General features: G+C 63.8%; 13 protein-coding genes, 1 tRNA gene and 1 pseudogene. 9 read left to right on the forward strand and 6 right to left on the reverse strand.

What is annotated here, in order from left to right:
• Positions 1–100 precede the first annotated feature (100 nt).
• The 3 genes and pseudogenes from Q0C64_RS10855 (at position 101) to Q0C64_RS10865 (ending at position 2,739) form a co-directional block, all read left to right on the forward strand.
• The gene (locus Q0C64_RS10855) at positions 101–697 is read left to right on the forward strand and encodes an SURF1 family protein (RefSeq protein WP_294123685.1); all 597 of its coding nucleotides are present in this window, start codon (positions 101–103) and stop codon (positions 695–697) included.
• Positions 690–1,910 (forward strand): pitrilysin family protein, encoded by a 1,221-nt coding sequence (locus tag Q0C64_RS10860; protein ID WP_294123686.1) that lies wholly within the window; start codon positions 690–692, stop codon positions 1,908–1,910. The genes Q0C64_RS10855 and Q0C64_RS10860 overlap by 8 nt, the downstream gene beginning before the upstream one ends.
• Positions 1,907–2,739, forward strand: a pseudogene (locus Q0C64_RS10865) (class I SAM-dependent rRNA methyltransferase). Before Q0C64_RS10860 ends, Q0C64_RS10865 begins: the two are co-directional and overlap by 4 nt.
• Here the strand turns inward: Q0C64_RS10865 and Q0C64_RS10870 are convergent.
• From Q0C64_RS10870 to Q0C64_RS10880, 3 genes are read right to left on the reverse strand one after another with little or no spacing between them, the layout of a single operon-like run.
• Complete coding sequence (locus tag Q0C64_RS10870) at positions 2,729–3,367, reverse strand: heme exporter protein CcmB (protein ID WP_294123688.1); 639 nt, start codon at positions 3,365–3,367, stop codon at positions 2,729–2,731. The pseudogene Q0C64_RS10865 and the gene Q0C64_RS10870 sit on opposite strands and share 11 nt — an antisense overlap.
• The gene (gene ccmA / locus Q0C64_RS10875; protein ID WP_294123691.1) at positions 3,364–3,918 is read right to left on the reverse strand and encodes a heme ABC exporter ATP-binding protein CcmA; all 555 of its coding nucleotides are present in this window, start codon (positions 3,916–3,918) and stop codon (positions 3,364–3,366) included. Before ccmA ends, Q0C64_RS10870 begins: the two co-directional genes overlap by 4 nt.
• Positions 3,915–4,313, reverse strand: a complete 399-nt coding sequence (locus tag Q0C64_RS10880) for a metallopeptidase family protein (RefSeq protein WP_294123693.1) — start codon at positions 4,311–4,313, stop codon at positions 3,915–3,917. Before Q0C64_RS10880 ends, ccmA begins: the two co-directional genes overlap by 4 nt.
• 90 nt (positions 4,314–4,403) lie before the next feature.
• On the opposite strand from Q0C64_RS10880, the gene Q0C64_RS10885 reads away from it, so the two are divergent.
• A tRNA-Ser gene (locus Q0C64_RS10885) sits at positions 4,404–4,494 on the forward strand.
• A gap of 49 nt (positions 4,495–4,543) precedes the next feature.
• Here the strand turns inward: Q0C64_RS10885 and Q0C64_RS10890 are convergent.
• Together Q0C64_RS10890 and Q0C64_RS10895 are read right to left on the reverse strand one after the other, a co-directional pair.
• Positions 4,544–5,650 carry a glycosyltransferase gene (locus tag Q0C64_RS10890; RefSeq protein ID WP_294123695.1) on the reverse strand — a complete coding sequence of 369 codons (1,107 nt, stop codon included), beginning with the start codon at positions 5,648–5,650 and terminating at the stop codon, positions 4,544–4,546.
• 11 nt (positions 5,651–5,661) lie between these two features.
• Positions 5,662–6,888 carry a hypothetical protein gene (locus tag Q0C64_RS10895; protein ID WP_294123697.1) on the reverse strand — a complete coding sequence of 409 codons (1,227 nt, stop codon included), beginning with the start codon at positions 6,886–6,888 and terminating at the stop codon, positions 5,662–5,664.
• Between the two features lie 106 nt (positions 6,889–6,994).
• Between Q0C64_RS10895 and Q0C64_RS10900 the strand changes: the two genes are divergently transcribed.
• Positions 6,995–8,302, forward strand: coding sequence for an oligosaccharide flippase family protein (locus Q0C64_RS10900; protein WP_294123699.1), 1,308 nt, complete (start codon positions 6,995–6,997; stop codon positions 8,300–8,302).
• Positions 8,302–9,216 (forward strand): formyl transferase, encoded by a 915-nt coding sequence (locus tag Q0C64_RS10905; RefSeq protein WP_294123701.1) that lies wholly within the window; start codon positions 8,302–8,304, stop codon positions 9,214–9,216. The genes Q0C64_RS10900 and Q0C64_RS10905 overlap by 1 nt, the downstream gene beginning before the upstream one ends.
• On the opposite strand, the gene Q0C64_RS10910 is transcribed toward Q0C64_RS10905, so the two are convergent.
• Complete coding sequence (locus Q0C64_RS10910) at positions 9,140–10,234, reverse strand: glycosyltransferase family 4 protein (protein ID WP_294123703.1); 1,095 nt, start codon at positions 10,232–10,234, stop codon at positions 9,140–9,142. The two genes, Q0C64_RS10905 and Q0C64_RS10910, sit on opposite strands and share 77 nt — an antisense overlap.
• Before the next feature lie 145 nt (positions 10,235–10,379).
• On the opposite strand from Q0C64_RS10910, the gene Q0C64_RS10915 reads away from it, so the two are divergent.
• The 3 genes from Q0C64_RS10915 (at position 10,380) to Q0C64_RS10925 (ending at position 14,214) form a co-directional block, all read left to right on the forward strand.
• Positions 10,380–10,901, forward strand: a complete 522-nt coding sequence (locus tag Q0C64_RS10915) for an RNA polymerase sigma factor (RefSeq protein ID WP_294123705.1) — start codon at positions 10,380–10,382, stop codon at positions 10,899–10,901.
• Positions 10,902–10,979: 78 nt separating this feature from the next.
• Entirely contained in the window at positions 10,980–11,921 is a 942-nt protein-coding gene (locus Q0C64_RS10920; RefSeq protein WP_294123706.1) for a FecR domain-containing protein, read from the forward strand.
• A 190-nt stretch (positions 11,922–12,111) separates the two neighbouring features.
• Positions 12,112–14,214, forward strand: a complete 2,103-nt coding sequence (locus Q0C64_RS10925; RefSeq protein ID WP_294123708.1) for a TonB-dependent receptor — start codon at positions 12,112–12,114, stop codon at positions 14,212–14,214.

Below are 14,214 nucleotides of genomic sequence, written 5' to 3' on the forward strand. Positions count from 1 at the left end.
CGGTCGCGGCCGGCCTCACCATCTATGGCCTCAGGATCGGCAAGGCCGCGCTGCTCTACCAGGAGCATAAGCATCGCGCCGGCGAAGGCAGGCTGGTGAAATGACGCGCAAGCTGCCCCTCATCCCGACCATCCTGGTCGCGCTGGCCGTGGCGACGATGATCGGGCTTGGCATCTGGCAGCTCGAGCGGCGCAAGGAGAAGGAAGCCTTGCTCGCCAGCTATGCCGCCGCGGCCAATCAACCGCCGATCGGCTGGCCGTCGATCCCGCCCAAGGAGCCGCTGCCCTTGTTCCGCACGGCCACCGGCAACTGCCTGTCGGTGGTCGGTTTCCGCACCGCCGCCGGGCAAAACCGCCAGGGCGATCCGGGATTCCTGGTGATCGCCGATTGCCGCACAGGCGCCGAAGGACCGGGCCTGTCGGTCGAGCTGGGCTGGTCCAAGGATCCCAATGCCGGACGCAATTACCACGGCGGGCTGGTGACCGGGGTGATCGCTCCCGACAAGCTCAGCCGGATGCGGCTGGTTGCCGGCACGGCGGGGCCGGGGCTCGAAGCCAGCGCGCCGCCGTCGCCGGACATCATCCCCAACAACCATTTGAGCTATGCCATCCAATGGTTCCTGTTCGCGTTGATCGCGGTGGTCATCTATCTGCTGGCGCTACGTCAGCGGTGGAGGAAGGAAGCGTCCAATGGCTGAGCTGACCCGCCTTTCCAATGGCCTGACCGTCGCCATCGACCCGATGCCGGGTGCCCAGTCCGCCGCCATCGGCCTGCACGCCTTCGTCGGTTCAAGGTCGGAGCCGGACGGGAAGGGCGGTCTCGCCCATCTGGTCGAGCATATGGTGTTCAAGGGGACGCGCAGCCGCGGCGCCCGGGCCATCGCCGAGGCGATCGAGGATGTCGGCGGAACGCTCAACGCCTGGACCTCGCGCGACCAGACCAGCTTCCACGCGCGGACGCTGGCGCCCGATGTCGGGCTGGCGCTGGAGCTGATCGCCGACCTGGTCCGCGCGCCGAAGCTCGACGAGGCCGAGCTGGAGCGGGAGAAGCTGGTCATCCTGTCGGAACTTGGTGAATGCCTCGATGCGCCCGACGATCTGATCCACGACCGGCTGTTCGAGGCCGCCTTCGGTGACCAGCCGCTGGCCCGCCCCGTGCTTGGCTCCGAGCCCAGCATTCTGGAGCTTACCCGGCAGGACTGCGCGGCCTGGCTGTCCGACCAGTATCGGCCGGATCGGCTGGTCATTTCCGCAGCCGGCAAGGTCAACCCGGCCCAAATCCTACAGCTGGCCGAAGCCCTGTTCGGTGATTTGGAGGCCACTTCTGCGTCATCCAATGAGTTAGCTATATTCCTCGGCGGCACCCGGTCAGACCGCCGTTCGGCCGAGCAGACCCATCTTGCCCTGGGCTTTCGCGGCCTCCCTGCATCCGACGATCAGGCGCCGGCGCTGTTCGCCCAGGCAGTTGGCGGCGGCATGTCGTCGCGATTGTTCCAGGAGCTGCGCGAGGAGCGCGGTCTAGCCTATTCCATCTATGCCTGGACCCAGGGCTTCGCCGACACCGGCCTGTTCGCGGTCAACCTGGCAGCCGACAAGGGCCGCGCTACCGAAGCGCTGAACCTGGCCCTGGCCACGATCGAGCAGGCCGCGACGGACTTGAGCGAGGCCGAACTGAACCGCGCCCGGGCCCAGGTCGAGGCCGGGATCCAGATGGCGCTGGAGACGCCGCAGGGCAGGGCCGACGCCATGGCTCGCTCGATCGAGATTTTCGGGCGGATCATGACCGTCGACGAGATGCTGGCCGAAATCCGCGCGGTCGACGCATCGGCGGCGCGGCAGGCGGGCCAGGCGATGCTGGCGGGTCCGCGCGCCATTGCCTCGATCGGCGGCAAGCTCGCGCTGGCCGCATGAGCGACCTTATAACCATCGTCGCCGAGCCCTGGGACGATTGGGGCCTGATCGACAGCGGCAATGGCCAGAAGTGGGAGCGCTATGGCCAGGTCACCGTCGTCCGTCCGGAGCCGCAGGCAATGTGGTCGCCGGCTGGCACTGACTGGACGCCAGATGCCACCTTCGTTCCGGGGTCGGACGAGGAAGGGGGTGGTCGTTGGGTCCAGCACCGCGATGTCCCGTCAAGCTGGCCGCTTGGTCGCGACGGGGTGCGCTTCCACGCCAGCCTGACGCCGTTCCGCCACCTTGCCTTCTTTCCCGACATGGCGCCGCAATGGGACTGGATGCGGGAGCGATCAGTCGACGCGGAGGTGCTCAACCTGTTCGGCTATACCGGCGTTGGAACGTTGCTGCTTAGCGAGGTCGGCGCCCGGCTGGTCCATGTTGACGCATCCAAGAAATCGGTCGAGGGCGGCCGCGCCCGATCCGCTGGATCGTCGACGATGCCGCCAAGTTTACCGCGCGCGAGGTGCGCCGCGGCCGGCGCTATGACGGGATCCTGCTCGATCCGCCCAAGTTCGGCCGCGGACCGGAAGGGGAAGTGTGGCGGCTCGAGGAACATCTGGCACCGCTCCTGGCCGACTGCCGTAGGCTGCTCGATGCCGACAGCCGCTTCCTGGTGCTGACCGTCTATGCGGTGCGCATGTCGGCGCTGGCGATCGGCGAACTGCTGCGACAGGTCACCGCCGACCTCGGCGGCAGAGTCGAATGCGGTGAAATGGCGGTGCGCGAGGAAGCGCGCGGCTTGCTGCTCCCGACCGCCATCTTTGCCCGCTGGTCTAGGTCCTAGAGGCTCTAATCGCCGCGCCTGATACGAACGGCGCGCCGGCGACGATCAGCAACGCCACAGCCGCTTCCAGTTTGAACGCGGCGCTTTCTCCATCACCGGTCGCCGCCGCGCCGAAAATCACCAACGGTATTGCCAGCGGCATCATCAACAGTCCGGCCAGCGCTCCGGCACGCGGGAGGCCGGAGGTCATCCCGGCCACCGCCACCGCCAATGCGGCCAGGGCAGGAGTTCCGATCGCCAGCGAGATCAGCGTCCGGGCCAATGCCGGCCCGTCGAGGCCGACCAGGAAACTGCCCGGCACCGCCGCGACAAGCAGCAAGGGCCCGAAGGTCAGCCAATGGCCGGCTATCTTCGCAGCACCAACCGCTTCCTCGCTTGTTCCGCTCAGTGCCAGCTGGTCCAGCACGCCTTCGGCGCGGTCCGGGTCGATCAATCGTTCAACCGGCAGCAGGGCTGCGGTCAGCGCCGCAATCCACAAGGCACCGCCGCCGATCCGCGCCAGCAGCCGCGCGTCCGGCCCGACCGCGAAGGGAACGATCGTCGCCACGAGCAGGAAGAAAGCCAGTGGCAACCACGCCGCGCCATGCAGCCCGCGTCGGACCTCGCGCATGATCAGACGGCCGGTCATGCCCCGAGCTCCAGGCTGCGCCATGCGCCGGCCAGCGGCAGATGGCTGGCGGCCAGCACGGCGCCGCCGCTGGCCCGGTGTGCGGCGATTGCGCAATCCAGCTCCGTGACGCCGTTCGAATCGAGCCCGTTGAGCGGCTCGTCGAGCAGCCACAGCGGCGCACCGCTGGCCATGACCCGCGCCAGCCGGGCGCGCTTGGCCTGGCCGGTCGACAGCAGCCGCACCGGAACCTCGGCCAGATCCTCTAAGGCGAAGGCCGCCAGCGCCTGGGTCAGCCCACGCCCGCCCCAGAAGGCCAAGGCCTTGCCCAGCGGCAGTTCGCGGTCGAGCGCAAGCCCCTCGTCGGCCAGCGCCGCATCGGCCCTGGCGATTCGGCCCGCGCTCGGCTTCAGCAGGCCGGCAACCAGGCGGATCAGGCTAGATTTGCCGCTGCCATTGGGTCCGATGACGTGTAGCGCCTCGCCCGCGTCGAGCTGAAGGTCCAGCGCTTCGAACAGCAGCCGGCCGCCGCGCACCAGCGATAGGCTCTCACCGTTGAGCAGCAGGCTCACTGCTGCGCCTCCAGCGCATGCATATCTTCGTCGCTAAGGCCGAAGTGATGGCCGACCTCATGGATCAGGATGTGCCGGACCAGATGCTCGAACCGCTCGCCCTCTTCGCACCATTCGGCGAGGATCGCCTGGCGGAACAGGCGGATGCGGTCGGGCAGGGTTCCCGAGGTGTCGACGCTGCGCTGGCCGATCGGAATGCCTTCATAGACCCCGGTCAGGTCGAGCGGATGTTCGATCCCCATTTCATTGAGCAGTGCTGCGTCGGCATATTCGTCGACCTGCAGCACGACATGCCGCAAATGGGAAGCGAACGGGTCGGGCAGGTGGCACATCGCGTCGCGCGCAATTTCCTCGATTTCTTCGGCAGATGGGGGATGGTCGAAGCGCCGCGTCATGGCTTGCCGCCATAGAGGGGCGATGCGGCGCGCGGCAAGCTTGCCCATAGGCAAACTCGCCTCTAAACGACCGCTCTCTCCAGAGCATGCGGAGCGGTGGCCGAGTGGTCGAAGGCGCTCGCCTGGAAAGTGAGTATACGGCAAAACCGTATCGAGGGTTCGAATCCCTCCCGCTCCGCCAAGCTAATGTACGCTACCCACAGCCCGCTCAAACCGGGCCCGGTCGAACGCTAGGGCAACCTCATCGAGCTAGCCTTGGAGCAAGGGCGTCGAAACAGGTCCAGATATTCGGCTGCGATCGGGCCGATGCGCCATGGGTCGACGTTCCTGGCGATCTCCGCGGGGTCCGGAGCTGGACGGTTCAGCATGATGTCCAACGCGCAGGCCAGCGCCGCCGGGTTCGAGATCGGCACAGTCATTCCGATCGTTTCATCGCGCAGCAGCTCGAGCGATGCCGGGGTGCAGTCCGTAGTAACGACCGGCCGGCCGGCGGCCAGCGCTTCGACGATGACCGCGCCATAGCCTTCGTGGCGGGACGAAAGGACGAACAGGCGACACCGGTCCAGCCAGGGACGGATGTCTGGAACATATCCCGGCAGGCTGACGCGCTGCTCAAGGCCGAGCGCCCGGGCGCGGCTCGCAACCCGCCGGTACTGCGGCCCATCACCAATAATCGCCAGGGTGGCGGTTGGATGACGAATTTTGGCGAAGGCCTCGACCAGGGTTGGAAAGTCCTTCTGATGGACGAACCGCCCGGCAGCGACGACCATCGGCTGTCCTTCAGGGACCGGCGAAGGCGCCTGCGGCTTGTCCGGGAGCACTGGCAGCCGGATCGTTTCGACCGGCCGTCGAAGGATCATCTGAGCTTCCCTTGCGGTTTGATCGGACAGGGCGACGACCGCATCGGCGCGCGCCAGCCGTCGCCGCGACCGCGCTTCGAAATATTGCTGGCGAAGGCCCCCGCGCTCCTGTTTGTGCAGGGCAGAGCTGATCTGCGCGACAATCGTCGGGCGCCGGTTTGGGCTGATTTTCGCAAGCTCGGCGATCACCGGCCAATGGAAGTTGCCCGGCACGAAAACGGCCTGAATATCCTGGCTGCCGAAATGCCGTGCGGCCGCCTTGGCCAGCCGCCGCAATGATCCTATCCCGCGGGGAATTGGCGGGGTCGCTTCGGCGACACGAATTTCGGGCGCGATCATCGATTTGATTGGCCCGTCGCTGCAACCGCAGAAAATCTCGACGTCCGCACCGGCCTTGGCCCAGGCCTCGGCAAGACGGACAGCAATGCGTTCGGTCCCGCCGAGTGCGAAATCATGGAGTACGATACCCAAACGCATGGGAAGATTGATCAGGCCGCGTGGCCGATCGCCACGTCCGCGTCGACGCCATGCATCGGCAATCCGGCCGGAACCGCTTCGTTCCCCCACAGATATTGCATGATCGCCTGTGCGGCGCGAAGCGAGGAAGGCGTCAGTTCCAGTGCGATGCTCTCGCTGAAGAGTCGCCGCTGAATGGCGCGGTAACGCTCCGGATTGGCAGTGGCGTCGGCCAGTGCCCGGTCGAGCTCGGATGGCCCAGACAGGACCTGTCCAGCGCTCCAATGCAAATAGTTGGGGTCACCTTGATAGGTGACGCCTTGTGAATTGAGGAAAATGCACGGGCGCGGAGTGCGCAAAAACTCATAAATCTGGCTGCTGACGTCGCCCAGGTAGATGTCGGCTGCCTGGGTGTAGCTCATGTCGGTCGACGCGGCGCTGCCCAGATCGACATGGATGTTCGGCGCGTCGACATATCGGTGATCGACTTTGCCCGGAAATGCGAGGCGCATTCGATCGATTGAAACCGCGACCTTTCGCTCAAACAGCATGACGTGCGGCGCGAAGATCAGATTATATTCGGGATGATTGAGGAAATAGTCGAGCACGGCTCGCCCGTCGCGATACCATGACGACAAATGCGGCGAAACATGAGGGTTGTAGAGGATGGTCGGCCGTCCGTTGCCGCGCAGCTTTTCAGGAAGCATTTTGGGCTTCAGCAGATCAAACTTTGGATATCCAACCATCGCAAGCCGGTCTTCGGTTAGTCCGGTTTCCGCCAGCAGCCGTTCGCGGATTTTGGGTCCGGACACGAGCACGAAATCGAACGCTGCGCTGGCGTTGTTGAAGCCCACGGCGCGATCGCCCGCGCCATGCCTTGTATGAATGAGCTTGAGATCGTGGAGGCCATATCGCGTCTTCAGGAGGGCGGTGGTCTTTTCGGCCACCACCAGCGCGTCGAATGAGCGGAAGAAGTCGAGATTGTCGCGATAGATCGCCAGCTTTGCGGCGGGAATGACGCATTCGAGCGCGTGGACCGCTCCGCGCGTGAACAAGGATTTATGGGCCAGCCTTACATGCTTTGGACGGGTTCCGCCGACAATCGCCATCAACCGCTCGACCTCTCGATCAAGCCGCTCGTTGGTGGTGATGACGACGGTCTCTACCCCGGGGCAGGTCTTGGCGAGAACCATGGCGATCGGCAGGCTATGGGCGACCTGATGGATCTGGTCATGGTTGAACAAAAATCCGATCCGCATGAGGCGAAGACGCCGCGCGGCCAATGATCCGCAGTCCGCGGAAAATATATTTTTGATGCAGTCATTTGGCGCTTGGCGGGGTGCCAGCTGCGGTCAATAAGCGCCCATGCCAAGCGCAAATGGAGCGGCGGGCTTCAAGCGAATATTCGGCAACCTCGGCTTGCTGCTTGGCGGCAAGGCGGGCGCCGGCGCCTTGAGCCTATTGTATCTGATCATCGTCGCGCGGGCGTTGGGCGCGCACGATTATGGCGTGCTGGTCCTGCTGCATGCCTACGTCACTTTGGTCGGTGGGATTGTCGCCTTTTCCGGCTGGCACGGCATCGTCCGATTTGGGTCGCTGGCACTGGAACAGTCGGATCATCAGCGCTTCCTAAAGGTGGCCCGCTTCCTGACGTTGGTCGAAATTGGCTTCGGCGCCGCGGCGATCATCACTGTAATTGCACTTGTTCCCATTGTTGGACCCCATCTGGACTGGCCACCGGAAGCCATGAAGTTCGCGGCGCTGTATAGTCTGGCCACGCTCGCCAATGTTCGGTCTACCCCGCTGGGAATCCTTCAGCTGCGCGGTCGCTTTGATCTAATCGCCGCCCATCATCTGGTATCACCTGTAGTCAGGCTGGCCGGCTGCATCCTGGTTTGGCTGCTGGGCGGCGGGCTGATCGGTTTCCTGGCGGTATGGCTCGCATCGGCTCTGGCCGAATGGGTCAGCATGTGGGTTTTCGGACTTTGGCAGCTTCATCGCATGGAACTGGGCGTGCCGATAACCGGCCCGGTCCGCGGAACGATCGAGGAGAATGAGGGACTTCTTCCGTTCATTGCCACCACCAATGTCGACATCACGTTGCGCGAACTAGCGCCGCGGCTGGTTCCACTTTCCGTCGGGTGGATGCTCGGGCCCGCGGCGGCGGGGCTGTTCGCGCTGGCCCAGCGTGCCAGCGTCGTGCTCGAACAGCCTGCCTTGCTGCTTGGACAGGCCAGCTACGCCGTTCTCGCCAAGCTGGTCGTCGAACGCGATTTCGCCCAATTCCGCCATACGGTTTGGCGCAGCGCGGGCAGCGCCCTACTGCTGTCGGTCCCGGTAATCGTCTTGCTGGCCTTTTTCAGCTCGACCATCCTCGACCTGCTGGGCGGCAACAGCTTTCGAAGCGGCGCAGAATTGCTAATCTTGCTGGCGGTCGCGCGATCCATTGCGATTGCCGCGCCGCCAATCGCATCGGCCCTGATTGCAATGGGTCAGCCGTCGCAGTCGATCGGAGTGAATCTCGCGGCCAACCTGCTGCTGTTTCCGGTGCTGCTACTGCTGCTGTCTTGGTACGGCCTCGACGGATCCGGATATCATGCCGTCATCCAGGCGGCTTGCTCGACTGGCCTGCTCGCGCTGCTTTTTCGTCGATCGGCGAGGGGGCTTGCCTGATGGATATCTGGCGGACCGGGATCGTCTGTTTATCCCTGGCCGAGGTTTTGGCGAGGGGTGGGATTGACGGCTTGCCGATCCGCTGGCTGCCGCAGCCTTCCAAGAAATTCAGCTTTCTGGCCGATCCGTTTGGTTTGGAGCGGGATGGCAAGCTGCACGTCTTCGTCGAGGCGCTCGACTATCGAGACCGTCGCGGACGCATCGAGGTCTTTAGCTTCGATAAGGAACTTGATCTGGTCGGCCATGGAGTTTGCCTGTCGGAGCCATGGCACCTGTCTTACCCCTTTGTGTTCGAGGCAGAGGGCGACATTTACATGTTGCCGGAGGCCTATCGCTCGGGCGGCCTGACGCTCTACCGAGCGACCGATTTTCCGCGACGATGGGAAGCGGTGTCCCGCATAAAGTTGCCTGAGATGGCGGTCGATGCGACGCCGATGTTCCATGGCGGCAAGTGGTGGATCTTCTGTTCGCCGGTGGGTCGAAAGAAAGACGAGCTGCATGTGGTCTATGCCGACAGGCTTGAAGGTCCATGGACAAGCCATCGGTCCAACCCCGTGCGCCGAGGCAATGACGGATCGCGGCCGGGAGGAACGCCGATCCTCATCGACGGAAGCGTCGTCCTGCCTGTCCAGGATTGCTCAACGACCTATGGCGAAGCCGCGAGGGCATTGCGGTTCAACCAGCTGACCACGGACAAAGTTTCATTTGAGCTTGGCGATCCGATCAGGCCGCCACCATCGCTCGCACCCTTTGACGCGGGCCTGCATACACTGTCCGCATGCGGGCCATTTACCTTGCTCGACGTCAAGCGCATCGACCGGTCATTTAAGGGAAGCGTCATCGGCCGGATTGGCAAGGTTCGCCGAGCCGTTGCAGGATTTCACCGGCCTTGGCGCGGAACGACGCCGGGTTGAAGCGCTCCAATAGCCGCGCTCGTCCCGCTTGCCCCATCCCGCGTAAATTCTTGGGATGATTTAGGCTGAACCGGATCGCAGCGGCGAGCGATTGTGGGTCATCGGGTTCGACCAGCAAGCCGGTCACGCCGTTGATGATCGAATGTGCCATTTCGCCCACCGATGAACCGATGACCGGCAGGCCAGCCTGCATCGCTTCATGGGCCGCAAGGCAGAATCCCTCGGACCGGGACGGTTGGACGTAGAGGTGCTGGCTTGCCAGGAATTGGGCCGGTTCCCCGATGAAGCCTGCAAGCTCGACATTGTCGAGACCTGCCTCGAGGATCAGCGCCTTCAAATCTTCGAGCTCCGTCCCGGTGCCGCCGATCGTAAGGTGCAAACCGCGGTCGGGCGGATTGCTTTCGTGCAGAATTTTGAGCGCCGCGATCAATACATCATAGCCCTTGACGCGGTGGAGGCGTCCGAGGCTGCCAATCCGCAGAGTTTCTCCTGTGGTCCAAGGCATGGCCTGGGGCGTATCTTCTTTCGCCGCGAAGATCGGCCAAACGATCAGCCGCTCCTCCGGTACGCCAAGTGCCTTGCGGGAAAACTCCGCGACTGAATCGCTGTCCGCCACCCAGATTTTTGACCGGTTGCGCATCATCCGCAGCAGTCGCTGATTGGCGGGACGCAAATAGGCCGCATGCTGCCAGCTGACCACCGGCACCTTCCGCGCCGCCGCGGCTCGCTGCCCAAGCAGGGTTGCCCGTGTCAATGAAGTCCAGACAGCGTCAGGGCGGTACTGCGCTAGCACAGACCTTAGCCAGCGATTGGCGGCCCAATGGTCTTTCTCGCCGCCTTTTCTGACATGGACGGTCAGTCCCGCGCCAGTCATCGCCGGCAGAGCGCGCCCATCCCGGCGCGTCAGCGCGAATATCTCGACCTCCGAGCCACAGTCGCGCAGCGCGGTTGCAATAGCCGGAACAGGAAATGCCGCTCCGCCTCCTTCGAGCGAATTGATGACATAAGCGATTTTCATGATCTGGCGTCGATGAACAGTGACGATGATTGGCGCTGCCGTCAAAGACGGCAAGGTATGGCACCAGCCGCAGTCCGGGCTGGGCGGTCAGCATTGATTGGGCTAGCGTTGACCAGAAATCCCGTTGGATGGTTTGATCGTGGACATGATGCAGGATCAGGGATTGATCGGAGCGCTGGAAAGCGGGCGCGCCGAAATCCGCCGTTTCCTGGTTGCGCGCACCGGCAGTGAGGCGGATGCCGACGATTTGCTAAGCGAGCTCTGGATCAAGGTCCGTGCCGGCCAATCGGGCCCGGTCGCAAGCCCGAAGAGCTATTTGTACCGGATGGCCAACAATCTGGTGCTCGACCGGCTTCGCGCCGCCCGCAGAAGGCAGCGGCGCGAGGCGGAGTGGACAGAGGAGCGCCACGGCTTGCTGCATTCTACTGACGAGGTGGTTGAGCCCGCGCCGACGGCGGAGCAAATGCTGATCGAAGTCGAGCAGGCCCGGCGCCTGGCAGAAGCGATCGCGCAGCTGCCGCCCGGCGCCCAGCGCGTATTGCGACGGCACAAATTGGACGGGTTGAGTCACGGCGAGATTGCGGCGGAGCTCGGCATCAGCAGAAGCGCTGTCGAGAAGCATATGGCCGTCGCGATGGCGCATTTGCGCCGATTGATGGGTGACTGAGGTGATGGGGTTATCGCGGCGTCTGGATTATAAGCAGGGAGCCTCAACAGCGTACGCCCGGGGCTGGAAACGATGACAATGGAACGGATCAGGGAGGAGGCCGCCGGCTGGCTCATTCGCCAGCAGGACGATGCCATGGATTGGGAAGGCTTCACCGCCTGGCTTGAGGCTGATCCGCAACACCGCGCCGCCTATGATGAGCTGGCGCTGCTTGAAGTCGACCTCGATGCCCACGCACCGATGGTCGCGGAGTATCTGCCAACGGCGCAACCCCTGCCTGAACCAGCCAACGATGTGCAGCCTATCCGATGGAAACGTTGGGCCGGCGTTGGCGGGGGTGTCGCCGCGGCAATGTTGGTTGTCGGGCTGACGCTTCAGCCGGGCGGCCCGGTGGACGCTGTCCAGGACTATCAATCGAGCAACGCGAAAAGCAGTCAGATCGCCCTTGCCGATGGCACCAGGGTAGTGCTTGCCCCGGCTAGTCGCCTGCGGGTGCGGGGGTCAGAGCTGGACCTTCAAGGAACTGGCTATTTCGAAGTGCCGCACCGCTCCGGTCGAAAGCTGACGATTCAGGCCGGCGACATCGCCGTAACGGACATCGGGACGAAATTCTCGATCGGCAATGAACCGGAAGGTGCAATTGTCGACGTGGCCGAGGGGTCGCTGTCGGTGACGTCGCGGCGCCTGGCTTCGCCGATTCAACTCAAGGCGGGGCGGGGGATAAGGGTCGATCGATCAAATGGCACCGTCCGTTTGGCCGACATCGACCCGAGCCACGTTGCGAGCTGGCGAACCGGCAAACTTCAGTTCGATCAAGTGCCGCTGTCGCTAGTCGTTAAGGACATCTCTCGTTATTCGGGGCAGAGGGTGACGGTTGCCCAAGCCATCGCCAGCCAGCCATTCAGCGGGGTAATTGCGATAAACGATGGTCAGTCGCCTGCCCAAACCCTGGCCCAGATCCTTTCGCTTGAGGCAAAGCCGGTGGCTGGCGGCATTCGCCTGGAGCCTCGCCGCCGGTAGCGCGATCGCGGCGCCCGCTACGGCGCTGGCGACGGCTAAACCGATCGACATTCCGGCGGGTCCGCTCGATCAGTCGCTGCGGCGCCTGTCGGACCTGACCGGCGCGTCGATCGGCTTTGCCGGCCGATTGCCGCAGATTCGAACGCGTAGCGTGCGTCGCGCCGTGTCGGCAGCCGAAGCGCTCGGGCAAATGCTGGCCGGGACCGGGTATCGGGCCGTTCCGGTAGGGCCACGCAGCTTTCGTCTCGAGCCTGCACCCTCGAGAACTGCCCCGGATCAGCAAAACCCGTCACCCGTATATGCCGATACAGACAGTCCGGCTGAAATCATTGTCACTGCGCTCAAGCGGGCGCGGCCATTGTCGACCCTGCCGGCGACGGTCACTGTCCTTCGGGGCTTTGGGCTCGACGCTCCAGTCGGGCTGGCCGGAACCGGGCAGATTGCGAACGAGGTTTCGTCGCTGACCAGCAGCAGCCTGGGACCAGGGCGAAATCGGCTGTTTCTCAGGGGCATTGGCGACGGGCCACTCAACGGATTCAACCAGGGCAGCGTCGCCATGCTGCTTGATGAGGCGCGGCTGACCTATGATGCGCCGGATCCCGACTGGGCCTTGGTCGATATCGACCAGATCGAAGTCCTGGAGGGGCCGCAAGGGCCGCTGTATGGGACCGGCGCGTTGGGCGGAATCGTCAAGATTTCAACCAACCGACCCGATCCAACGCGGGCAACGGGCACCGTGACAGCCAGCCTGGCCTCGACCCGCGACGGAGACTTGTCGAACAGCCAGTCGGCGGTTCTCAACCTGCCTATCATCACCAGTCGTCTCGCGGTTCGCGCCGTTGCCTATCGCCAGGAGCAGGCCGGATGGATCAACAATATTGGCGGGGCCAGCGACGCAAATCGCGAGCGCCTGACGGGAGCCCGCCTGTCCCTGCGCTGGCATCCCGCCGACCATTGGACGGTGGATCTGATGGCATCGACACAGGAGCGAAAAGCCTTTGACAGCCAATACGTCGACGGCAACGTCGGTCCCGTCGATCGGCCGGATCGCGGGTTGGAGCCGCGCGACCTGGACAATCGGCTGGCAATGATGACGATCGCTGGCCGCGTTGGCGAACTTGAGCTGACATCCATCAGCAGCATCAACAAGCAGGAGGCGGTTGCCGAATATGACGCAACTCCGTTGGGGCCCGTGCTGGGCACCAATGGCCCGACGATGGTCAGCGACGACCGGACCTACAGCCTGTTCGACCAGGAGTTTCGCATCAGCAATGGGGAGGCCGGAAGGTTCGATTGGCTGGCCGGCATCTCATACATCAAGGCCGAGACCGACGCCGACATTCGGGCGCATGATGCATCGTTGACGCAACCCGTTTTGAGCCTACGGCGCTCGATAACCGAGGCGGCCGTGTTTGGCGAAGCAAGCTTCGCAATCACGCCGCAATTTACGCTGGGAGGCGGGGGACGTGTCTTTGCCAGCAAATTTGATGACGAGGGCCAGCAGGGGAGTTCCGGAAGCCTTCGCAGCAAGCAGAATATCAGAGGCGCGGGCAGCGCAAGCCTGACCTGGACCCCGTCGAATGCCGCGACCTTTTTTCTTCGCGCGGCGACCGCCTATCGCCCAGGCGGGATCAACGTTGAACCCGATGCTACGCAGGCGGTCCATGATGCCGATGAATTGGCGAGCATCGAACTGGGTTCGCACATTCGGTTGGGCCGGGACTTTTCGGCGGACGCCACCTTTTTCGCCACGCGATGGCGACACGTGCAGGCCGATGAATTGCTCGCCAACGGGTTGGTGGCGACCCGCAATGCCGGCAACGCCAGGAATTTTGGAATTGAAGCGAATCTGCGTTGGAATCTCACATCAGACTCGGAGTTCAGTGGGGGTGTCATTTGGCAATCCGCCCGTTTGAACTCCGCCAGCGGAACCATCGACATTGACGATGCCCGTCTTCCCGCGGTGCCGCAGTTGGCTACCCGGGTGAAGTTCGCACAGGGCTTCAGGTTGGGATCGTGGGAAAGCAAGGCCGATGTCGGAATGCGCTATGTCGGCGCTACGCATCTCAGCTTCGACCCGATCCTTGACCGGCGAACTGGAAATTATGTCGTCGTTGACGCTTCGATCACGGCGACGCGCGGCAATTGGAGTGTGGCGATCGTAGGCGACAATCTCACCAACTCCAGCGCCGATACATTTGCGTTCGGCAATCCGTATCGCGTTCGCGCCATACCGCAGCACACGCCGATCAAGCCGCTGACCGTTGGCGTCACCCTGGGCCGGAAGTTTTGA

This window comes from Sphingomonas sp. (assembly GCF_023266535.1).
Taxonomy (GTDB): domain Bacteria; phylum Pseudomonadota; class Alphaproteobacteria; order Sphingomonadales; family Sphingomonadaceae; genus Sphingomicrobium.